Below are 21529 nucleotides of genomic sequence, written 5' to 3' on the forward strand. Positions count from 1 at the left end.
GTTAAAAAGGATAAATTATTTTTCAGTTACTGTAACAAGGTGAGATACTTTGTTGATCATGCCACGGATAGCTGCATTATCAACCTTCTCAACTGTTTGGTTAACTTTACGTAAGCCAAGAGCCTTAACTGTTTCACGCTGATCTTGCGGACGGCCGATCAAGCTGCGAGTGAGGGTAATTTCTAATTTGTTAGCCATTTGATTTCCCTCCCTTATCCTAACAGTTCTTCCACAGATTTACCGCGTAACTTTGCTACGTCTTCTGCACGCTTAAGTTGCTTTAATCCGTCAAGAGTTGCACGAACCATGTTGATTGGTGTGTTTGTTCCTAGTGATTTAGAAAGGATGTCTGCAACACCAGCCAATTCTAGAACGGCACGAACTGGACCACCAGCGATAACTCCTGTACCTTCAGAAGCAGGCTTCAGAAGGATTTCACCAGCACCAAAGTGTCCAATAACCTGGTGAGGAATTGTAGTACCAACCATAGGTACTTGGATTAGGTTCTTCTTCGCATCTTCGATAGCTTTGCGAATCGCTTCAGGTACTTCTTGAGCTTTACCAGTACCGAAACCGACATGACCGTTTTTATCTCCTACTACTACTAGAGCAGAAAAACGGAAACGGCGTCCACCTTTAACAACTTTCGCAACACGGTTAACCGTAACTACGCGTTCTTCAAGTTCAAGTTTGTTTGGATCAATACGACGCATCTTTTTGTGTCCCTCCTTTTTCTATTAAAATTCCAAGCCGTTTTCACGGGCAGCATCAGCAAGTACCTGGATGCGGCCATGATAGAGGTATCCGCCACGGTCAAATACTACTGATTTGTAACCTTTTTCTACAGCACGCTTTGCGATTAATTCACCGATCTGCTTAGCTGCTTCAAGGTTATTGCCTTCAACGTTCACTTCTTTATCTAAAGTAGAAGCACTCGCTAGAGTTACTCCCTTTACATCGTCGATTAGTTGAGCATAAATGTGCTTGTTAGAACGGAACACATTTAGACGAGGACGAGCTTCAGTTCCGCTTAGTTTCGCACGGACACGAGCGTGTCTCTTACGGCGAGTAGCGTTTTTATCAGCCTTCGTAATCATTTACGTCACTCCTTTCGTTAACCTATGCGGCATTACTTACCTGTTTTACCTTCTTTGCGGCGTACATATTCGCCTTCATAACGAATACCTTTACCTTTGTAAGGCTCTGGTGGACGTACGTCACGGATGTTAGCAGCCAATGCGCCAACACGCTCTTTATCAGTACCCTTGATGATGATCTTTGTATTTGCAGGAACTTCGATCTCGATGCCTTTTTCTGCCTCGATTTCAACTGGGTGAGAGTATCCTACGTTAAGGACAAGCTTGTTGCCTTGCTTAGATGCACGGTAACCGACACCTACTAGCTCAAGACCTCTTTCAAATCCTTTAGATACACCTTCAACCATGTTAGCAAGAACCGCACGAGTCGTACCGTGCAATGCACGATGTTCCTTGTTGTCAGTTGGGCGAGAAATGTTGACTACATTCTCTTCAACCTTGATTTCGATATCAGCGTGAAAAGTACGAGACAATTCACCTTTTGGTCCTTTAACTGTTACGTTGTTGTTATCAAGAGTAACAGTTACACCAGCTGGAATTTCAATTGGTTTTTTACCTACGCGTGACATTTGTTGCACCTCCATTCATTCAGAAAATCTATTACCAAACGTATGCTAAAACTTCTCCGCCAACTTGCTTTGCGCGAGCTTCTTTGTCAGTTAAAACGCCGTTTGAAGTTGAAACTAATGCGATTCCTAGACCGTTAAGTACCTTAGGTACTTCGTTTGATTTTGCGTAAACGCGAAGTCCTGGCTTGCTGATTCTCTTAAGACCAGTGATAACACGCTCATTGTTCGCTCCGTACTTCAAGAAGATACGGATGATACCTTGTTTGTTGTCTTCGATATATTCAACGTCACGCACGAAACCTTCACGCTTAAGGATCTCAGCGATTTCTTTTTTCATGTTAGAAGCAGGTACTTCTAATTTTTCGTGGCGCACCATATTCGCGTTACGAATACGAGTAAGCAAATCTGCAATCGGATCTGTCATGACCATTTAATTTACCTCCTTCCAGAGCTTTCAGTTTTACCAGCTAGCTTTTTTCACACCAGGAATTTGTCCTTTGTATGCTAATTCACGGAAACAAATACGGCAAAGCTTAAATTTGCGGTATACAGAGTGCGGACGGCCGCAGCGCTCACAGCGAGTGTACTCTTGTACTTTGAATTTAGGCGTGCGTTTTTGTTTCGCAATCATTGATTTCTTAGCCACGTTTTCGCCTCCCTCTTATTAGAGATTACTTTTGAAATGGCATTCCGAATTGTGTTAATAGTTCACGAGCTTCTTCATCAGTGTTAGCAGTCGTTACAATAACAATGTCCATGCCACGTACTTTGTTTACTTTATCGTAATCAATTTCAGGGAAGATCAATTGTTCTTTAACACCAAGTGTGTAGTTTCCGCGACCGTCGAAAGACTTCTTAGAGATACCGCGGAAGTCACGTACACGTGGTAAAGATACTGAAATTAACTTGTCGATGAATTCGTACATGCGCTCTCCGCGAAGAGTTACTTTCGCACCGATTGGCATACCTTCACGAAGGCGGAAGCCAGCGATTGATTTCTTAGCGCGAGTCACAACTGGCTTTTGACCAGTGATCGTAGCTAATTCTTCAACAGCAACGTCAAGAGCTTTAGCGTTGGCAACAGCGTCACCCACACCCATGTTGATTACGATCTTTTCAAGTTTAGGAACTTCCATGATTGACTTATAGTTAAACTTGCTCATAAGAGCAGGAGTTATTTCATTGTTGAACTTTTCTTTTAGGCGGTTCATCGATTGTACCTCCCTTCTTCAATAGACTATTTATCTAGAACTTCACCGGATTTTTTAGCAACGCGTACCTTTTTGCCGTTCTCGACAGTGTAACCAACTCGGGTTGGCTTGCCAGACTTCGGATCAACAGGCATAACGTTTGATACATGGATAGGTGCTTCCTGGTTCAAGATTCCACCTTGTGGATTTACTTGAGAAGGCTTAGCGTGTTTTTTCACGATATTGATTCCTTCAACAAGAACGCGGCTTTGCTTTGGAAAAGCTTCAAGGATGATCCCTGTTTTGCCTTTGTCCTTACCAGAGATGACCATTACTTTGTCACCTTTTTTTACATGCATCTGTGTGCACCTCCTTAAAGGCATTTGGAATAGATTATAGTACTTCTGGAGCTAATGAAACGATCTTCATGAAGTTGTTGTCACGAAGCTCACGTGCAACTGGTCCGAAGATACGAGTACCACGAGGACTCTTATCGTCACGGATGATTACACAAGCATTCTCGTCAAAACGGATATATGAACCGTCAGTACGGCGCATACCAGTCTTTGTACGAACGATAACTGCTTTAACAACGTCACCTTTTTTAACAACGCCACCTGGTGTTGCTTGTTTCACTGTGCAAACGATGATGTCTCCGATATTAGCAGTCTTACGGCCAGAACCGCCAAGAACCTTAATAGTAAGAACTTCACGAGCACCTGAATTGTCAGCAACTTTTAAACGTGTTTCCTGTTGGATCATGCGAGTAACCTCCCTTCGGAATAAACCTTAATCCGAACAATTAGATAATAACAGCTTTTTCCACCACTTCAACAAGGCGGAAACGTTTTGTGGCAGATAGCGGACGAGTTTCCATGATACGTACTACGTCGCCGATTTTTGCCTCGTTTTGCTCATCATGAGCCTTGAATTTCTTAGAGTATTTTACACGCTTGCCGTATAAAGGATGCTTTTTGTGTGTCTCAACAAGAACAGTAACAGTTTTGTCCATCTTGTCAGATACTACGCGTCCAGTATAAACTTTGCGTTGGTTGCGTTCACTCATTGTGAGAACCTCCTCTCAATTATCTGTTAACGCCGATCTCTCGTTCACGAATTACAGTTTTCATACGAGCAATCGCTTTGCGTACTTCACGAATGCGAGCTGTGTTTTCAAGTTGTCCAGTCGCTAATTGAAAGCGCAGGTTGAATAGCTCTTCTTTTAATGATTTAACTTTTTGTTCAATTTCAGCAGTGGTAAGGTCACGAATTTCATTAGCTTTCATTAGATTCACCACCAATTTCTTCTCGTTTCACAAACTTGCACTTAACAGGAAGCTTGTGTGATGCAAGGCGTAATGCTTCGCGTGCGATCTCTTCAGATACGCCAGCAACTTCGAACATTACTTTGCCTGGTTTAACAACCGCTACCCAACCTTCAGGAGCACCTTTACCAGAACCCATTCGGACTTCTAGAGGCTTTGCAGTATATGGCTTGTGTGGGAAAATTTTGATCCAAACTTTACCGCCACGTTTCATGTAACGAGTCATTGCAATACGGGCAGATTCGATCTGACGGTTCGTGATCCAAGAAGCTTCAAGAGCTTGCAAACCGAATTCACCGAAGTTTACTTCAGTACCGCCTTTTGCTTGACCGCGCATCTTGCCACGGTGTTGACGGCGATATTTAACGCGTTTAGGCAATAACATATTATTTGCCTCCTTCCTCAGTTTTCTTCTTTGTAGGAAGGACCTCTCCACGATAAATCCATACTTTTACGCCAAGTTTACCGTAAGTTGTATCTGCTTCAGCAGTAGCATAATCGATATCGGCACGAAGAGTATGAAGTGGAACTGTTCCTTCGCTGTATTGTTCTGAACGAGCGATGTCTGCACCGCCAAGACGGCCGGATACCATTGTCTTGATACCTTTAGCGCCAGCACGCATAGCACGTTGGATAACTTGCTTTTGAGCGCGACGGAAAGATACACGGTTTTCCAATTGGCGCGCGATGTTTTCAGCAACCAATTTCGCATCGATATCAGCTTTTTTGATTTCAAGAATGTTTATATGAACACGTTTGCCAGTAAGTTCGTTTAACGCTTTGCGAAGAGCTTCAACCTCAGTACCACCCTTACCGATAACCATTCCTGGCTTCGCAGTGTGGACAGTTACGTTCAAGCGGTTTGCAGCACGTTCGATTTCTACTTTAGAAAGAGAAGCATCGCGTAAACGCTTTGTGATGTACTCACGAACCTTAAGGTCTTCGTGTAAAAGATCAGCGTAGTCTTTGCCTGCGTACCATTTTGATTCCCAATCACGGATGATTCCGACACGCAAACCGACTGGATTTACTTTTTGACCCACTGATTATCCCTCCTTCTTTTCTGATAAAACGATTGTAATGTGGCTAGTACGTTTGTTAATTGCACTTGCACGGCCCATAGCACGTGGACGGAAACGTTTCAACGTTGGTCCTTCGTTTGCGTAAGCTTCGGATACGACAAGGTTATTAACATCCATTTCATAGTTGTGTTCTGCGTTCGCTAATGCAGATTTCAACACTTTTTCTACGATTGGAGAAGCTGCCTTAGGGGTAAGGTTTAAGATAGCAACCGCTTCACCAACTTGCTTTCCTCGAATTAAATCTAGAACTAAGCGAGCTTTACGAGGAGCAATACGAACTGTTCTTGCAACAGCTTTAGCTTGCATTTGGATGCCCTCCTCTCATTAACGTCTTGTTTTCTTATCGTCATTACCATGACCTTTGTAAGTACGAGTTGGAGCGAATTCTCCAAGCTTGTGGCCTACCATGTCTTCAGTGACATAAACAGGTACATGTTTGCGACCATCGTAGACAGCAATCGTGTGTCCGATGAATTGTGGGAAGATCGTTGAACGGCGAGACCAAGTTTTAACAACTTTCTTCGCTTCAGTTTCATTTAACTTTTCGATCTTTGTGATTAAGTGCTCATCAACAAAAGGTCCTTTTTTTAAGCTGCGACCCATGATTGAACCTCCCTTCGTGATTGCCCTACGGTTCCCTCGAACCGTAGATCAATCCCGTTATTTTTTACGACGACGTACAATAAACTTGTCGGATTTGTTTTTCTTCTTGCGAGTCTTGTATCCAAGAGTTGGTTTGCCCCATGGAGACATAGGTGATTTACGTCCGATTGGTGAACGTCCTTCACCACCACCGTGTGGGTGATCGTTAGGGTTCATTACAGATCCACGAACTGTTGGGCGCTTGCCTAACCAGCGTGAACGACCTGCTTTACCGATGTTGATCAATTCGTGCTGTTCGTTGCCGACTTGACCTACAGTTGCACGGCACTCAGAAAGGATCATACGTACTTCGCCTGAGTTCAAACGAATTAATACATATTTGCCTTCTTTACCAAGAACCTGTGCAGAAGTTCCTGCTGAACGAACTAATTGTCCGCCCTTGCCAGGCTTCAATTCGATGTTGTGGATAACTGTACCCACTGGAATGTTGACTAGTGGAAGAGCGTTACCTACTTTAATGTCAGCTGTTGGGCCAGACATAATTTCCATACCTACTTCTAGGTTTTTAGGAGCTAGGATATATCTCTTTTCACCATCTACATAATTAATTAACGCAATGTTTGCTGAACGGTTTGGATCATACTCAATTGTGGCAACGCGTCCTGGAATGCCATCTTTTGTACGTTTAAAGTCGATGATTCTGTACTGACGCTTATGGCCGCCACCTTGATGACGAACAGTTAACTTACCCTGGTTGTTACGACCGCCTTTTCTGTGCAACGGAGCAAGCAAGGATTTTTCCGGCTTGTCAGTTGTAATTTCAGCAAAATCAGATGCTGTCATATTACGACGACCGTTGGAGGTAGGTTTGTACTTTTTAATCGCCATTTCGTTTCCCTCCTCTTCTAATTAAGTTTTATACTTCGAAGAATTCGATTTCTTTGCTTTCTTGAGTAAGTTTTACGATAGCTTTACGACGCTTGTTTGTGTAACCGCCGAACTTGCCCATACGCTTGAACTTACCTTTGTAGTTCATGATGTTAACTTTTTCAACTTTAACGCCGAAAATAGTTTCGATTGCATCTTTAACTTGTGTTTTGTTAGCTCTTGTATCAACTTCGAAAGTGTACTTCTTCTCAGCCATTAGATCAGAAGAACGTTCTGTAATAACGGGGCGCTTAATGATATCGCGTGCATCCATTATGCAAGCACCTCCTCTACTTTTTCAACAGCTGCTTTTGTCATGATCAGCTTATCATGATTTAAAACATCAAGCACGTTGATTCCGTCAGCAGTAACGACAGTTACTCCAGGAATGTTACGTGCAGAAAGAGCGACGTTTTCTTCAAGACCTGCTGTTACGATCAAGGCTTTAGTGTTAACTGAAAGACCTTTTAGTACGTTTGTGAATTCTTTAGTCTTTGGAGCTTCGAATGCAAGGCTCTCAAGTACCATGATGTTTTCAGCTTGTACTTTTGATGATAATGCAGATTTGATCGCTAAACGACGAACTTTTTTAGGCAATTTATAGCTGTAGCTACGTGGAACAGGACCGAACACAGTTCCGCCGCCGCGCCATTGTGGAGAACGAATAGACCCTTGACGAGCACGTCCAGTACCTTTCTGTTTCCATGGCTTGCGTCCACCGCCCGCTACTTCAGAACGAATCTTTGTTTTATGAGTTCCTTGACGTAATGAAGCTCTCTGCATTACAACTGCTTCGAACATTACGTGGTTGTTAGGCTCAATACCAAATACTGAATCGTTAAGTTCGATTTCTCCAACTTGTGAACCAGCTTGGTTAAATAATGCTACTTTAGGCATTCTTGTTTCCTCCTTTCCTGTAAAAATTACTTAGCTTTTACAGCACCTTTGATTTTTAGAAGGGCTTTTCTAGCACCAGGAACGTTTCCTTTGATTAGAAGAAGGTTACGCTCTGCATCGATTTTAACGATTTGTAGGTTTTGAACAGTGATCTGCTCTCCACCCATGCGTCCAGGCAATAGTTTACCTTTGAATACACGGTTTGGAGCAACAGGACCCATTGAACCAGGGCGGCGGTGGTAACGAGAACCGTGAGCCATTGGTCCGCGAGATTGTCCGTGGCGCTTGATTACACCTTGGAAACCTTTACCCTTAGAGATTCCTGTAACATCTACGATATCGCCTTCTGCGAAAATATCAACTTTGACTTCCTGACCAACTTCATACCCTGCTACGTCTACTCCGTTGAATTCCTTAACGAAGCGCTTAGGAGCAGTGTTTGCTTTGCTAACGTGGCCCTTTTCTGGTTTGTTTGATAGCTTCTCGCGCTTGTCTTCAAAGCCAAGCTGTACCGCTTCGTAACCATCTGTCTCAACAGATTTTACTTGAAGCACTACGTTTGGAGCAGCCTCGACAACAGTTACCGGGATAAGGTCGCCGTTCTCAGCAAATACTTGAGTCATACCGATCTTTCTTCCTAAGATTCCTTTGGTCATTTCAGTCACACCTCCTGTGAATTATAATGTTTTATTTATTAAAGTTTGATTTCGATATCTACACCTGATGGCAGGTCTAAACGCATTAGTGAATCGACCGTTTGTGGAGTCGGATTGATGATGTCAATCAGACGCTTATGAGTACGCATCTCGAATTGCTCACGAGAATCTTTGTACTTATGCACCGCACGAAGAATTGTGTAGATTGACTTTTCTGTAGGTAGTGGGATTGGACCCGACACTGCCGCACCAGAACGCTTCGCTGTTTCCACGATTTTCTCTGCTGATTGATCAAGGATACGGTGATCATAAGCTTTTAAACGGATACGAATTTTTTGTTTTGCCATTACTTTCCCTCCTTTTCGCCTATTTTAAAATAGACATTCTCCGCGGAAATTTCCCACACACTCGCCATGGCAAAGCGGCCGGGTGTGTCAGCAACCTTCCGCATCATCGCAGTCAAAGACCAACATTGTCTATTATACATAAAACATAACTTAAACGCAAGATTAATTCCGCTTTTTAATTATGTTCAACACACTTTTACTATTATAGCGGGCGTTTGTGTATTTTACAAGTGGAGAAGAAGATTTCTAACTATTTGGACGGGGAGAAAATAATTCCTGTGAGATGATGAAGTTATATTATATAGAAGGAACTGATTCATTCTTATTGTTCATCAGGTTCAATTCAGTGTGCAGGATCTTTGATTTGATGATTTTGTGATCGTAAATTTGTTTATTATCTCTTTGGGGCACATGTTTCTTGTTTATGTGACCGTAATCTTGTTTGATCTTCTTTTACGGGAACATAATCGTTTTTTTTGTGACTGTAATCTTTCTTTGCCTTCTTTTACGGGTACATATACATATTTATGGGACTCATATATTCTCATTTTTACAGATCAGAAGTAATTAGTTCGCAAAAAAAAGCAGCTGGATCGTCATCCAGCTGCTTTTGGTTATTAGAAATTACTCTTGGATAGTCGCAACTACGCCAGCGCCTACAGTACGGCCGCCTTCACGAATAGAGAACTTAGTTCCTTCTTCGATAGCTACTGGAGCGATTAGTTCAACAGTCATTTCGATGTTGTCGCCAGGCATAACCATTTCTACGCCTTCAGGAAGGTTACAGATACCTGTAATATCAGAAGTACGGAAATAGAATTGTGGGCGGTAGTTAGTGAAGAATGGAGTATGACGTCCACCTTCTTCTTTAGAAAGAACATAAACTTCCGCTTTGAACTTTGTGTGTGGAGTGATTGATTTTGGCTTAGCCAATACCTGTCCACGCTCGATTTCTTCACGTGCTACACCACGAAGAAGTGCACCGATGTTGTCTCCAGCTTCTGCATAGTCAAGAAGCTTACGGAACATTTCTACACCTGTTACAGTTGTAGATTTAGGCTCTTCAGTGAAACCTACGATTTCGATTACGTCACCAACGCGTACTTGTCCACGCTCAACACGGCCTGTAGCAACTGTTCCACGTCCTGTGATTGAGAAAACGTCCTCAACAGGCATCATGAATGGCTTTTCAGTGTCACGAGTTGGAGTTGGGATGTACTCATCAACAGCGTTCATTAGTTCAACGATTTTCTCTTCCCATGAAGCTTCGCCTTCAAGAGCTTTAAGAGCTGAACCTTTGATTACTGGGATATCATCGCCAGGGAATTCGTATTCAGTAAGAAGGTCACGAACTTCCATTTCTACTAGTTCAAGTAGTTCTTCATCGTCAACCATGTCACACTTGTTCATGAATACAACAAGGTAAGGTACGCCTACCTGACGAGAAAGAAGGATGTGCTCACGAGTTTGTGGCATTGGGCCATCAGTTGCAGATACAACTAGGATACCGCCGTCCATCTGTGCAGCACCAGTGATCATGTTCTTAACATAGTCAGCGTGTCCTGGGCAGTCAACGTGTGCATAGTGACGAGTAGCAGTTTCGTACTCAACGTGTGCAGTAGAGATTGTGATTCCACGCTCGCGCTCTTCTGGAGCAGCGTCGATTTGGTCATAACCTTTTGCTTCAGCACCGCCAGCTTTTGCAAGAACAGAAGTGATAGCAGCTGTTAAAGTAGTTTTACCGTGGTCAACGTGACCAATAGTACCAATGTTAACGTGTGGCTTGGAACGATCGAATTTAGCTTTTCCCATTAGAAAAATCCTCCTTTAATATATGAAAATTAAGTATATTATAATGTGCTGTGAGAGAGGTCGCCCTATCCCACAGCATTATGCTTACATTAGTAGTTATACTTGATTAAAAGATGAAAATCAATTATTCACCTTTATTTTTTTTGATGATTTCTTCAGAAACAGATTTAGGAACTTCTTCGTAGTGGTCGAAGTGCATTGAGAATACACCGCGTCCTTGTGTGCTTGAACGAAGAGCAGTTGCATAACCGAACATTTCTGAAAGTGGAACCATCGCACGAACTACCTGTGCATTACCACGAGCGTCCATACCTTCAACGCGTCCGCGGCGAGCAGTGATCATACCCATGATATCTCCTAGGTATTCTTCAGGGATAACAACTTCTACCCTCATGACAGGCTCAAGGATTACTGGCTTACACTTGGAAGCAGCATTCTTAAGTGCCATTGAAGCAGCGATTTTAAACGCCATTTCAGAGGAGTCAACATCGTGGTAAGAACCATCGAATAGTCTTGCTTTGATGTCAACTAGTGGATATCCTGCAAGAACACCACGGTCAAGAGCGTCTTCAAGACCAGCCTGTACCGCTGGGATGTATTCACGTGGAACTACACCACCGACGATGCCATTCTCGAACTCGAAACCTTTTCCTTCTTCGTTTGGAGAGAACTCGATCCAAACGTGTCCGAATTGACCACGTCCACCGGATTGACGTGCGAATTTTCCTTCAACAGAAGCTGATTCGCGGAAAGTTTCACGGTATGCTACCTGAGGAGCACCAACGTTTGCTTCTACTTTAAATTCACGACGCATACGGTCAACGATGATATCAAGGTGAAGCTCACCCATTCCAGCGATGATAACCTGGCCAGTTTCCTGGTCAGTATGCGCGCGGAATGTTGGATCTTCTTCTTGAAGTTTTTGCAATGCAGTTGTCATCTTGTCCTGGTCAGCTTTTGACTTAGGCTCAACTGATAACTGGATTACTGGTTCAGGGAACTGCATGGATTCCAAGATAACAAGGTTCTTATCATCACAAAGAGTGTCACCTGTAGTAGTATCCTTAAGACCTACAGCTGCTGCAATATCACCCGCGTAAACCTTAGAGATTTCCTGACGGCTGTTTGCGTGCATCTGAAGGATACGTCCAATACGCTCACGCTTTCCTTTAGTTGAGTTCTGAACATAAGATCCAGACTCAAGAGTTCCGGAGTAAACGCGGAAGAACGTTAACTTACCAACATAAGGGTCAGTCATAACTTTGAACGCAAGAGCAGAGAATGGCTCGTTGTCGTCCGCATGACGCTCAACTTCTTCATCTGAATCCGGTAGAGTACCTTTGATCGCAGGTACATCAAGTGGAGATGGAAGGTAGTCGATAACAGCGTCAAGCATTAGCTGAACACCTTTGTTTTTGAATGCTGAACCACAGATAACTGGGTAGAATTCAACATTTGTAGTACCTTTACGGATAGCTGCTTTAATCTCTTCGATTGTAAGCTCTTCTCCGCCTAGGTATTTTTCCATTAATTCTTCATCAAGCTCAGCTACCGCTTCAACTAGCTTTTCACGGTACTCTTCAGCTTGTGCTTTGTACTCTTCTGGAATTTCACCTTCAGTAATTTCAGTACCAAGGTCATTCGCATAGAAGACAGCTTTCATTTCGACTAGGTCGATGATAGCTTCGAACTCATCTTCAGCGCCGATTGGCAACTGGATTGGATGAGCGTTAGCTTGAAGACGTTCGTGCAGAGTCTTAACAGAGTAAAGGAAGTCAGCACCAAGCTTATCCATTTTGTTAACGAATACTACACGTGGAACTCCGTAAGTTGTAGCCTGGCGCCAAACTGTTTCAGTTTGAGGCTCAACACCTGACTGTGCGTCAAGTACTGCTACAGCACCATCAAGTACACGAAGTGAACGTTCAACTTCTACTGTGAAGTCTACGTGTCCTGGTGTATCAATGATGTTTACACGGTGGTTTTTCCATGATGCAGTTGTTGCAGCAGAAGTGATCGTGATTCCACGTTCTTGTTCCTGCTCCATCCAGTCCATCTGAGAAGCACCTTCGTGAGTTTCACCGATTTTGTGAATACGGCCTGTATAATATAGAACACGCTCAGTTGTTGTTGTTTTACCAGCATCAATGTGAGCCATGATTCCAATATTACGAGTTTTTTCTAAGGAGAACTCTCTTGCCATTTGGTCTTTCTCCTTCCTAGTATGAGTGTTTTTAGAATAAAGGTAATTCTACCAACGATAGTGAGCGAATGCTTTGTTCGCTTCAGCCATTTTGTGTGTATCTTCGCGCTTCTTAACAGAAGCACCAGTGTTGTTAGCAGCGTCAAGAATTTCGTTAGCAAGACGCTCTTCCATTGTTTTCTCCCCACGAAGACGTGAGTAGTTTACCAACCAACGAAGACCTAGAGTTGTACGGCGGTCTGCACGCACCTCAACTGGTACTTGGTAGTTAGCTCCACCTACACGGCGTGCTTTTACTTCTAGAACAGGCATGATGTTCTTAAGAGCTGCATCGAATACTTCGATTGGCTCTTTGCCTGAACGCTCACGAATGATATCAAAAGCTGAATAAAGGATCTTTTGTGATTTACCTCTCTTACCATCGATCATCATCTTGTTGATCAGACGAGTGATAAGCTTTGAGTTATAAATCGGATCCGGCAAAACGTCTCTCTTTGCAACTGGACCTTTACGTGGCATGTAATTTCCTCCTTTCAAAAAGGGTTATATTTTTTTGGCTATTATTTCTTAGCTGCTTTTGGTCTCTTAGTACCGTACTTAGAACGGCCCTGCATACGGTTGTTAACACCAGCAGTATCAAGAGCACCACGAACGATGTGGTAACGTACTCCCGGTAAGTCCTTTACACGTCCTCCACGGATAAGAACAACACTGTGCTCTTGAAGGTTGTGCCCGATACCAGGGATATAAGCTGTTACCTCGATTCCGTTAGTCAAACGTACACGAGCGTATTTACGCAACGCTGAGTTTGGCTTCTTTGGAGTCATCGTACCAACACGAGTACATACACCACGCTTTTGTGGAGATGAAACGTTAGTTTGTGCTTTTTTGAAGCTGTTGTAACCTTTATTAAGCGCTGGAGATTTTGACTTCTCCTCTTTTGAGCTACGTGGCTTGCGCACTAATTGGTTAATTGTAGGCATGATCATTTTCCTCCCTTCACTTTTTTGTAAGCCCACACATCCAGGTGGTTCATTTTTTTACAAAAAACAAAGTTCTTGCAGTTTGCTGCAAAAACAGTTTTTACTTTGTTATCGCAACAGCTGCCGCACCTACGGCAATTCCGCATGCCTTCCCCAACTTTTTCATTGAGTCGACATAGGATATGGCGGTGTTCATATCACCGGCTGTCCGCAATAGTTCTGCCGTCACTTTCGCGTCTGCATCCTTTGCAATCACCAGTTCCATTACTTCGCCTGCTTTAAGGGCTTTGACTGTCTGCTTTGATCCTACTATTATCTTGTTAGCCTGCGCTACTTTTTCATAAGACATGATATCCTCCAAAGTGACAGGTAAATAGGAGCACCTTTGAAATAGTAACATTTCAATGAAATGATGTCAACAAATTATAAAACTTTTTTTCGGTAAAATATTACTTTATTCATAGAGATGCGTAATTTTCTTTAAAAACGCGGCACTTTCTATCGGTAGAAAGTGCCGCGCGCATTATTTTACTACTCTACAGAAACTGCGTCTTCAGCGTTCTCTTCTTGCACCTGGATTGGCTCAGCTCTTCTGTAGCGCTGCATGCCTGTTCCAGCTGGAACAAGTTTACCGATGATAACATTTTCTTTCAAGCCTAGAAGTTCATCGCGCTTGCCTTTGATTGCAGCATCTGTAAGCACTCTTGTTGTTTCCTGGAAGGAAGCAGCTGACAGGAAGGAATCTGTTTCAAGTGATGCTTTTGTGATACCAAGCAGCACCGGACGTCCTGTCGCAGGCATTTTACCCTCAAGAAGCGCTTTACGGTTAGCGTCAGTGAACTGATGGATTTCAAGCAATGTGCCTGGAAGTACATCTGTTTCTCCTGCGTCGATTACCCTGATTTTGCGCATCATCTGGCGAACCATTACTTCAACGTGCTTGTCGCCGATTTCAACACCCTGCATACGGTATACTTTTTGAACTTCTTTCAACAGGTATTCCTGCACGGATTGAACATCTTTGACTCTTAAAAGTTCCTTAGGGTCAATTGAACCTTCAGTGAGTTCCTGGCCTCGTGCAACATGGTCATTCATAGCAACCTTCAAACGGGCTGTATATGGCGCTGAGTACGTGCGGCTTTCGATTTCACCCTGGATCACAATTTCCTGCTGACGATCTTTACCTTCGTTGATGCCGACTACGACACCTTCAAGTTCAGAAATGACAGCCTGCCCTTTAGGGTTACGTGCTTCGAACAATTCCTGGATACGCGGAAGACCTTGTGTGATATCATCTCCTGCAACACCGCCCGTATGGAATGTACGCATTGTAAGCTGTGTACCTGGCTCACCGATTGACTGGGCAGCGATGATACCGACTGCTTCGCCAACTTCGACTTCCTGGCCAGTCGCAAGGTTACGACCGTAACACTTCTTACATACACCGTGGCGTGTATTACATGTAAATGCAGAACGAATCCAAACATCTTCGATTCCAGCTTCGACTACTTCAGCAGCCAGGTCTTCTGTAATCAGCCCGTTCTCAGGAACGATAACAACCTTAGTTTCCGGATGCTTGATTGCCTTTCTGGCATAGCGGCCGATCAGACGCTCATCAAGAGGCTCGATGACTTCTGTGCCATCCTTAAGCGCTTTGATATAAAGACCTCTGTCCGTTCCGCAATCATCTTCACGGACGATTACATCCTGGGCTACGTCTACAAGACGGCGAGTCAGGTAACCTGAGTCAGCTGTCTTAAGCGCCGTATCCGCAAGACCTTTACGAGCACCGTGAGTGGAGATAAAGTACTCCAATACTGTCAGACCTTCACGGAAACTTGACTTGATTGGCAATTCGATGATTCGTCCAGCCGGGTTGGCCATCAGACCACGCATACCAGCAAGCTGAGTGAAGTTGGACGCGTTACCACGGGCACCAGAGTCACTCATCATGAAGATCGGGTTAGAGTTATCAAGTGATTTCATCAGTTTAGCCTGGATGTTATCCTTCGCTGCACTCCAGATTGAAATGACTCGGTCATAACGCTCGTCTTCGGTAATCAAACCGCGTCTGAACTGTTTAAGGACATTATCAACTTTTGTTTGTGCTTCAGCGATGATTTCCTGCTTCTCTTTAAGAACCACGATATCAGCCACACCAACCGTAATACCCGCTTTAGTGGAGTATTTGAAGCCAAGTTCCTTCATGCGGTCAAGCATTTTTGATGTTTCAGTGATCTTGAAGATCTTGAATACTTCAGCAATGATGTTTCCAAGAATCTTCTTCTTAAATGGATCTACCAACGGCATAGCCTTGATGGTTTCCTTGATATCTGCACCTTTTTCCACAAAATATTTCTCAGGAGTTTTTTCCTCAAGGTTTTGTTTAGAAGGCTCATTGATATAAGGGAATGACGCTGGAAGGATTTCGTTGAAAATCAGCTTACCAACAGTCGTAATCAAAAGCTGGCCATTTTGCTCTTCAGTGAATGTCTGGTTGCCAAGTGATGATGCAGCAACTGCAATACGTGTATGAAGATGTACATAGCCATTCTGGTATGCAATCAATGCTTCGTTTGTATCCTTGAATACCATACCTTCTCCGACAGCGCCTGCTCTTTCCAAAGTCAGGTAGTAGTTACCTAATACCATATCCTGGGAAGGAGTAACAACTGGCTTTCCGTCTTTAGGGTTAAGGATATTCTGAGCAGCAAGCATTAACAAACGAGCTTCTGCTTGAGCTTCAGCACTTAATGGTACGTGAACAGCCATCTGGTCACCATCGAAGTCAGCGTTATATGCTGTACACACGAGCGGGTGAAGACGGATTGCACGTCCTTCAACCAATGTAGGCTCGAACGCCTGGATTCCCAGTCTGTGAAGAGTTGGGGCACGGTTCAGCAATACTGGATGCTCCTTGATTACATCTTCAAGAACATCCCATACTTCTGGCTGGACACGCTCAATCTTGCGTTTTGCAGACTTTATGTTATGGGCCAAGCCCTTTTGTACTAATTCTTTCATGACGAACGGCTTGAACAGCTCTAGAGCCATTTCTTTAGGCAGTCCGCACTGATACATATGCAGGTTAGGACCTACGACGATAACTGAACGGCCTGAATAGTCAACACGCTTACCAAGAAGGTTTTGACGGAAACGTCCTTGCTTACCCTTCAGCATATGTGACAGGGATTTAAGTGGACGGTTACCAGGACCAGTTACCGGACGTCCGCGGCGGCCGTTATCGATCAGCGCGTCAACAGCTTCCTGAAGCATACGCTTTTCGTTCTGGACAATGATGCTAGGGGCACCAAGGTCAAGGAGACGCTTAAGACGGTTGTTACGGTTGATTACACGGCGGTACAAGTCATTTAGGTCGGATGTTGCGAAACGTCCGCCATCCAGCTGTACCATTGGACGAAGTTCCGGAGGGATGACAGGAAGAACATCAAGGATCATCCATGATGGTTCATTGCCTGACCCACGGAATGCTTCAACTACTTCAAGGCGCTTGATCGCACGTGTACGGCGCTGGCCCTGTGCAGTTCTTAATTCTTCTTTGAGCATGTCTGCTTCTTTATCGAGGTCGATATCAGAAAGCAGCTTTTTGATGGCTTCAGCTCCCATTGATGCCTGGAACTTATTGCCGTATTTTTCGCGGTAAGCTCGGTATTCTTTTTCTGATAACAGCTGCTTCTTCTCAAGAGCAGTATCACCTGTTTCTGTTACCACGTAAGAAGCGAAGTAAATGACTTCTTCCAGCGCACGAGGAGACATGTCAAGAACAAGTCCCATGCGGCTAGGAATACCTTTGAAATACCAAATATGAGAAACAGGAGCTGCAAGTTCGATGTGCCCCATTCTTTCACGGCGGACTTTAGCGCGTGTAACTTCAACACCGCATCGGTCACAGACTACACCTTTATAGCGAACTCTTTTGTACTTTCCGCAATGACATTCCCAGTCCTTTGTCGGTCCGAAGATACGCTCACAGAATAAGCCGTCTTTTTCTGGTTTTAAAGTACGATAGTTGATTGTTTCCGGCTTTTTAACTTCTCCGAAAGACCATGAACGGATCTTGTCTGGTGAAGCAAGGCCAATTTTCATGTACTCAAAATTATTAACGTCTAGCAAGGGGCCTACCTCCCTTTTAATCTAGGGTTTTACCCTTATGGCCATTCAAAAAGGAACACACGTGGACAATACTGTTATTCAACTGTTTGTACACGTGTGCCAATTAGATGGACCTATTCTTTCATTCCTACTTTTTCAGAATCCATTTCTTCTGATTCTGGGGCAATTGTCAATGTTTCAGCATGCTGCATTTCTTCTTCATCATCGAAGTCGCGCATTTCGATTTCTTTTTCATCGCCTGAAAGGATCTTGACGTCCATACCAAGACTCTGAAGTTCTTTCATCAATACTTTGAATGACTCAGGAACACCTGGTTCTGGTACGTTTTCACCTTTAACAATCGCTTCATATGTTTTAACACGTCCGACAACATCATCGGACTTGACAGTCAAGATTTCCTGCAATGTGTATGCAGCGCCGTATGCTTCAAGCGCCCAAACTTCCATCTCCCCGAAACGCTGTCCGCCGAACTGGGCTTTACCGCCAAGTGGCTGCTGCGTAACAAGTGAGTATGGTCCAGTAGAACGAGCGTGAAGCTTATCGTCTACCATGTGAGCAAGCTTGATCATGTACATGACACCGACAGATACACGGTTGTCGAATGGCTCACCTGTGCGGCCATCATAAAGGATGGTCTTAGCGTCCCTTGCCATGCCTGCTTCTTCGATTGTTGCCCATACATCTTCTTCACGGGCACCATCGAATACTGGTGAAGCAACATGGATTCCAAGGTAGCGCGCAGCCATACCAAGGTGGAGCTCAAGAACCTGACCGATGTTCATACGTGATGGTACCCCTAGTGGGTTAAGCATGATATCGACAGGTGTACCGTCAGGCAAGAAAGGCATATCTTCTTCCGGAAGGATTTTTGAGATAACCCCTTTGTTACCGTGACGACCAGCCATCTTATCCCCTTCAGAAATCTTACGCTTCTGAACAATGTAAGCACGGACAAGCTGGTTTACGCCAGGAGGCAGTTCATCGCCATCTTCACGGTTGAACACTTTGACGTCGAGGACGATCCCGCCGCCGCCGTGTGGAACACGCAATGATGTATCGCGGACTTCCCTTGCTTTTTCACCGAAGATTGCGTGAAGGAGACGTTCTTCAGCTGTCAATTCAGTAACCCCTTTAGGTGTTACCTTACCGACAAGAAGATCTCCATCTTTCACTTCAGCACCGACACGGATGATTCCGCGTTCATCAAGGTTTCTTAATGCATCTTCCCCAACGTTTGGAATATCACGTGTGATTTCTTCAGGTCCAAGCTTTGTATCGCGGGACTCTGATTCGTATTCTTCTATATGGATTGATGTATAGACATCATCCTTAACAAGGCGCTCACTCATGATGATAGCATCCTCGTAGTTATAACCATTCCAAGTCATGAAGCCAACAAGGACGTTACGTCCAAGTGCAAGTTCGCCTTTTTCCATTGAAGGGCCGTCAGCAAGGATTTCACCCTTGGTTACACGGTCGCCAACGCTTACGATTGGGCGCTGGTTGTAGCATGTACCCTGGTTAGAACGGATGAACTTAAGCATACGGTACTTATCAAGGTCACCCTTGATTTCCTGTCCGTCAACTTCCTTCACACGGCGAACCCATACTTCACGTGCTTCAACGTGCTCAACAATACCTTCGTGCTTACAGATGACAGCTGCACCGGAGTCCTTGGCAGAAACGTGCTCCATTCCAGTACCGACTCTTGGTGCTTCAGGCTGCATCAATGGAACAGCCTGACGCTGCATGTTCGCACCCATCAGGGCACGGTTGGAGTCATCATTTTCAAGGAACGGGATACACGCAGTCGCTGCGGATACAACCTGCTTAGGTGATACGTCCATATAGTCGACGCGATCACGCTTGACAACAGTGTTTTCACCGCGGAAACGGGCAATTACTTCATCATCAATGAAGGAGCCATCTTCAGCAAGGCGTGCGTTCGCCTGTGCAACAACATAGTTATCTTCTTCATCAGCTGTTAAGTAATCGAAATGGCTTGTCACTTTTCCTGTTTCAGGGTCAACACGTCGGTAAGGAGTCTCGATGAATCCGAAACGGTTTACCTTAGCGAAACTTGAAAGTGAGTTGATCAAACCGATGTTTGGACCTTCAGGCGTTTCAATCGGACACATACGACCGTAGTGGGAGTAGTGAACGTCACGCACTTCGAAACCGGCGCGTTCACGTGTAAGACCACCAGGTCCCAATGCAGAAAGACGCCTCTTATGTGTCAATTCAGCCAGCGGATTTGTCTGGTCCATGAACTGTGAAAGCTGTGAGCTTCCAAAGAATTCTTTGATGGACGCGATTACCGGGCGGATATTGATTAATTGCTGTGGTGTAATCGTATTTGTGTCCTGGATGGACATTCTTTCACGGACTACACGCTCCATTCTGGACAAACCAATGCGGAACTGGTTCTGCAGAAGTTCACCAACAGAACGAAGACGTCTGTTTCCTAAATGGTCGATATCATCCGTGTCACCAACACCATGCAGCAAGTTAAAGAAGTAGCTGATTGAAGAAATGATATCAGCAGGCGTAATATTCTTAATTGGTTCAGGAACATAAGCATTTCCTAAAACATTAATCTCTTTTTCGCCTTCTTCATTTGGCGCATAGATCTTGATGCTTTGCAGAGTGATATCTTCTTCAACAACGCCGCCATATGGGCTGAAATTCTTGAAGCCAACATCCTTCTCCAACGCAGGAAGAATCTTATCCAAAGTACGGCGGTCAAGAGTGACGCCTTTTTCAGCAATGATTTCTCCTGTTTCTGGATCCACTAATGTTTCTGCAAGCTTCTGGCCGAATAAACGGTTTTTAATATGAAGCTTCTTGTTGATTTTATAACGTCCTACATTTGCAAGGTCATAGCGCTTTGGATCAAAGAATCTTGATACCAATAGGCTCTTCGCATTTTCAACTGTAGGCGGTTCACCCGGGCGAAGACGCTCATAGATTTCAAGAAGCGCTTTTTCCGTGCTTTCCGTATTGTCTTTTTCAAGTGTATTGCGGATATATTCGTTATCTCCGATTAGATCAATGATTTCTTGATCAGAACCGAACCCTAATGCACGCAAAAGAACCGTAACAGGGAGCTTCCTCGTACGATCAATCCTTACATATACAACATCCTTGGCATCTGTTTCATACTCTAACCATGCACCACGGTTTGGAATAACGGTTGCAGAGAATCCCTTTTTCCCGTTCTTATCCAGTTTCCCGCTGTAGTACACACTTGGTGAGCGCACAAGCTGAGAAACGATAACCCTTTCAGCACCGTTGATGACAAACGTGCCAGTCTCTGTCATAAGCGGGAAATCACCCATGAAAACGTCCTGGTCCTTAACTTCACCAGTTTCCTTATTTACAAGGCGGACCTTCACTCGCAATGGAGCCGAGTATGTAACGTCTCTTTCTTTTGATTCTTCCACTGGATATTTCGGTTCGCCAAGACTGTAATCGATAAACTCTAGCGATAAGTTACCAGTAAAGTCTTCAATCGGTGAAATGTCCTGGAACATTTCACGTAGGCCCTCATCAAGAAACCACTGATAGGAAGAGGTTTGAATTTCAATCAAATTCGGCAATTCCAAAACTTCACTGATGCGAGCATAACTTCTACGTTGGCGGTGTCGTCCATACTGAACAAGTTGACCTGTCAACTGATTCACCCCTCAAATCAAGCGTTATTA

27 protein-coding genes are annotated in these 21529 nt (G+C 44.1%); all 27 read right to left on the reverse strand.

From position 1 onward, the window contains the following. Positions 1-15 precede the first annotated feature (15 nt). Positions 16-198, reverse strand: a complete 183-nt coding sequence (gene rpmD / locus ACXAEA_RS00815) for a 50S ribosomal protein L30 (RefSeq protein ID WP_125482127.1) — start codon at positions 196-198, stop codon at positions 16-18. A 14-nt stretch (positions 199-212) separates the two neighbouring features. Next, complete coding sequence (gene rpsE, locus ACXAEA_RS00820) at positions 213-713, reverse strand: 30S ribosomal protein S5 (RefSeq protein ID WP_207503071.1); 501 nt, start codon at positions 711-713, stop codon at positions 213-215. A 24-nt stretch (positions 714-737) separates the two neighbouring features. Further along, complete coding sequence (gene rplR, locus ACXAEA_RS00825) at positions 738-1097, reverse strand: 50S ribosomal protein L18 (RefSeq protein ID WP_475094099.1); 360 nt, start codon at positions 1095-1097, stop codon at positions 738-740. A gap of 32 nt (positions 1098-1129) precedes the next feature. Then, positions 1130-1666 carry a 50S ribosomal protein L6 gene (gene rplF / locus ACXAEA_RS00830; RefSeq protein ID WP_475094100.1) on the reverse strand — a complete coding sequence of 179 codons (537 nt, stop codon included), beginning with the start codon at positions 1664-1666 and terminating at the stop codon, positions 1130-1132. A gap of 31 nt (positions 1667-1697) precedes the next feature. Continuing rightward, positions 1698-2096, reverse strand: a complete 399-nt coding sequence (gene rpsH, locus ACXAEA_RS00835; RefSeq protein ID WP_079504257.1) for a 30S ribosomal protein S8 — start codon at positions 2094-2096, stop codon at positions 1698-1700. 30 nt (positions 2097-2126) lie between these two features. Beyond that, positions 2127-2312: a 30S ribosomal protein S14 gene (gene rpsN / locus ACXAEA_RS00840; RefSeq protein WP_001085700.1), complete on the reverse strand. Its 186-nt coding sequence runs from the start codon at positions 2310-2312 to the stop codon at positions 2127-2129. A 25-nt stretch (positions 2313-2337) separates the two neighbouring features. After that, complete coding sequence (gene rplE, locus ACXAEA_RS00845; protein WP_041966519.1) at positions 2338-2877, reverse strand: 50S ribosomal protein L5; 540 nt, start codon at positions 2875-2877, stop codon at positions 2338-2340. 26 nt (positions 2878-2903) lie between these two features. Beyond that, positions 2904-3215, reverse strand: a complete 312-nt coding sequence (gene rplX, locus ACXAEA_RS00850; RefSeq protein WP_125482132.1) for a 50S ribosomal protein L24 — start codon at positions 3213-3215, stop codon at positions 2904-2906. 34 nt (positions 3216-3249) lie between these two features. After that, positions 3250-3618 (reverse strand): 50S ribosomal protein L14, encoded by a 369-nt coding sequence (gene rplN, locus ACXAEA_RS00855; protein ID WP_475094101.1) that lies wholly within the window; start codon positions 3616-3618, stop codon positions 3250-3252. Between the two features lie 40 nt (positions 3619-3658). Next, a complete protein-coding gene (gene rpsQ, locus ACXAEA_RS00860) occupies positions 3659-3922 on the reverse strand; it encodes a 30S ribosomal protein S17 (protein ID WP_007085281.1) in 264 nt (87 codons plus the stop codon). A 19-nt stretch (positions 3923-3941) separates the two neighbouring features. Further along, positions 3942-4142 carry a 50S ribosomal protein L29 gene (rpmC, locus tag ACXAEA_RS00865; protein WP_079504261.1) on the reverse strand — a complete coding sequence of 67 codons (201 nt, stop codon included), beginning with the start codon at positions 4140-4142 and terminating at the stop codon, positions 3942-3944. Then, complete coding sequence (gene rplP / locus ACXAEA_RS00870; protein WP_102264859.1) at positions 4132-4566, reverse strand: 50S ribosomal protein L16; 435 nt, start codon at positions 4564-4566, stop codon at positions 4132-4134. Before rplP ends, rpmC begins: the two co-directional genes overlap by 11 nt. Position 4567: 1 nt before the next feature. Further along, positions 4568-5224, reverse strand: a complete 657-nt coding sequence (gene rpsC / locus ACXAEA_RS00875) for a 30S ribosomal protein S3 (RefSeq protein ID WP_079504263.1) — start codon at positions 5222-5224, stop codon at positions 4568-4570. 3 nt (positions 5225-5227) lie between these two features. After that, the gene (gene rplV / locus ACXAEA_RS00880; protein ID WP_079504264.1) at positions 5228-5569 is read right to left on the reverse strand and encodes a 50S ribosomal protein L22; all 342 of its coding nucleotides are present in this window, start codon (positions 5567-5569) and stop codon (positions 5228-5230) included. An 18-nt stretch (positions 5570-5587) separates the two neighbouring features. Then, positions 5588-5866, reverse strand: coding sequence for a 30S ribosomal protein S19 (gene rpsS / locus ACXAEA_RS00885; protein WP_023626426.1), 279 nt, complete (start codon positions 5864-5866; stop codon positions 5588-5590). Between the two features lie 57 nt (positions 5867-5923). Further along, positions 5924-6754, reverse strand: a complete 831-nt coding sequence (gene rplB, locus ACXAEA_RS00890; protein ID WP_475094102.1) for a 50S ribosomal protein L2 — start codon at positions 6752-6754, stop codon at positions 5924-5926. A gap of 28 nt (positions 6755-6782) precedes the next feature. After that, positions 6783-7067, reverse strand: coding sequence for a 50S ribosomal protein L23 (gene rplW / locus ACXAEA_RS00895; RefSeq protein ID WP_475094103.1), 285 nt, complete (start codon positions 7065-7067; stop codon positions 6783-6785). After that, positions 7067-7690: a 50S ribosomal protein L4 gene (gene rplD / locus ACXAEA_RS00900; RefSeq protein WP_475094104.1), complete on the reverse strand. Its 624-nt coding sequence runs from the start codon at positions 7688-7690 to the stop codon at positions 7067-7069. Before rplD ends, rplW begins: the two co-directional genes overlap by 1 nt. 26 nt (positions 7691-7716) lie before the next feature. Then, on the reverse strand, positions 7717-8346 hold the full coding sequence (gene rplC, locus ACXAEA_RS00905; protein ID WP_475094105.1) for a 50S ribosomal protein L3: 630 nt from the start codon (positions 8344-8346) through the stop codon (positions 7717-7719). A 38-nt stretch (positions 8347-8384) separates the two neighbouring features. Then, a complete protein-coding gene (gene rpsJ / locus ACXAEA_RS00910) occupies positions 8385-8693 on the reverse strand; it encodes a 30S ribosomal protein S10 (protein WP_009791329.1) in 309 nt (102 codons plus the stop codon). Between the two features lie 624 nt (positions 8694-9317). Then, positions 9318-10505 carry an elongation factor Tu gene (gene tuf, locus ACXAEA_RS00915; RefSeq protein ID WP_475094106.1) on the reverse strand — a complete coding sequence of 396 codons (1188 nt, stop codon included), beginning with the start codon at positions 10503-10505 and terminating at the stop codon, positions 9318-9320. Between the two features lie 124 nt (positions 10506-10629). Then, the gene (fusA, locus tag ACXAEA_RS00920) at positions 10630-12708 is read right to left on the reverse strand and encodes an elongation factor G (RefSeq protein WP_475094107.1); all 2079 of its coding nucleotides are present in this window, start codon (positions 12706-12708) and stop codon (positions 10630-10632) included. 48 nt (positions 12709-12756) lie between these two features. Beyond that, complete coding sequence (gene rpsG, locus ACXAEA_RS00925; protein WP_023626435.1) at positions 12757-13227, reverse strand: 30S ribosomal protein S7; 471 nt, start codon at positions 13225-13227, stop codon at positions 12757-12759. Between the two features lie 41 nt (positions 13228-13268). After that, positions 13269-13691 carry a 30S ribosomal protein S12 gene (gene rpsL, locus ACXAEA_RS00930; RefSeq protein ID WP_023626436.1) on the reverse strand — a complete coding sequence of 141 codons (423 nt, stop codon included), beginning with the start codon at positions 13689-13691 and terminating at the stop codon, positions 13269-13271. 100 nt (positions 13692-13791) lie between these two features. After that, the gene (locus tag ACXAEA_RS00935; RefSeq protein ID WP_475094108.1) at positions 13792-14040 is read right to left on the reverse strand and encodes a 50S ribosomal protein L7ae-like protein; all 249 of its coding nucleotides are present in this window, start codon (positions 14038-14040) and stop codon (positions 13792-13794) included. 182 nt (positions 14041-14222) lie between these two features. Then, positions 14223-17825 (reverse strand): DNA-directed RNA polymerase subunit beta', encoded by a 3603-nt coding sequence (gene rpoC, locus ACXAEA_RS00940; RefSeq protein ID WP_475094109.1) that lies wholly within the window; start codon positions 17823-17825, stop codon positions 14223-14225. Positions 17826-17938: 113 nt separating this feature from the next. Further along, positions 17939-21499 (reverse strand): DNA-directed RNA polymerase subunit beta, encoded by a 3561-nt coding sequence (rpoB, locus tag ACXAEA_RS00945; protein ID WP_475094110.1) that lies wholly within the window; start codon positions 21497-21499, stop codon positions 17939-17941. Positions 21500-21529: the final 30 nt, after the last annotated feature.

This window comes from Mesobacillus sp. ABV4_180 (assembly GCF_056158485.1).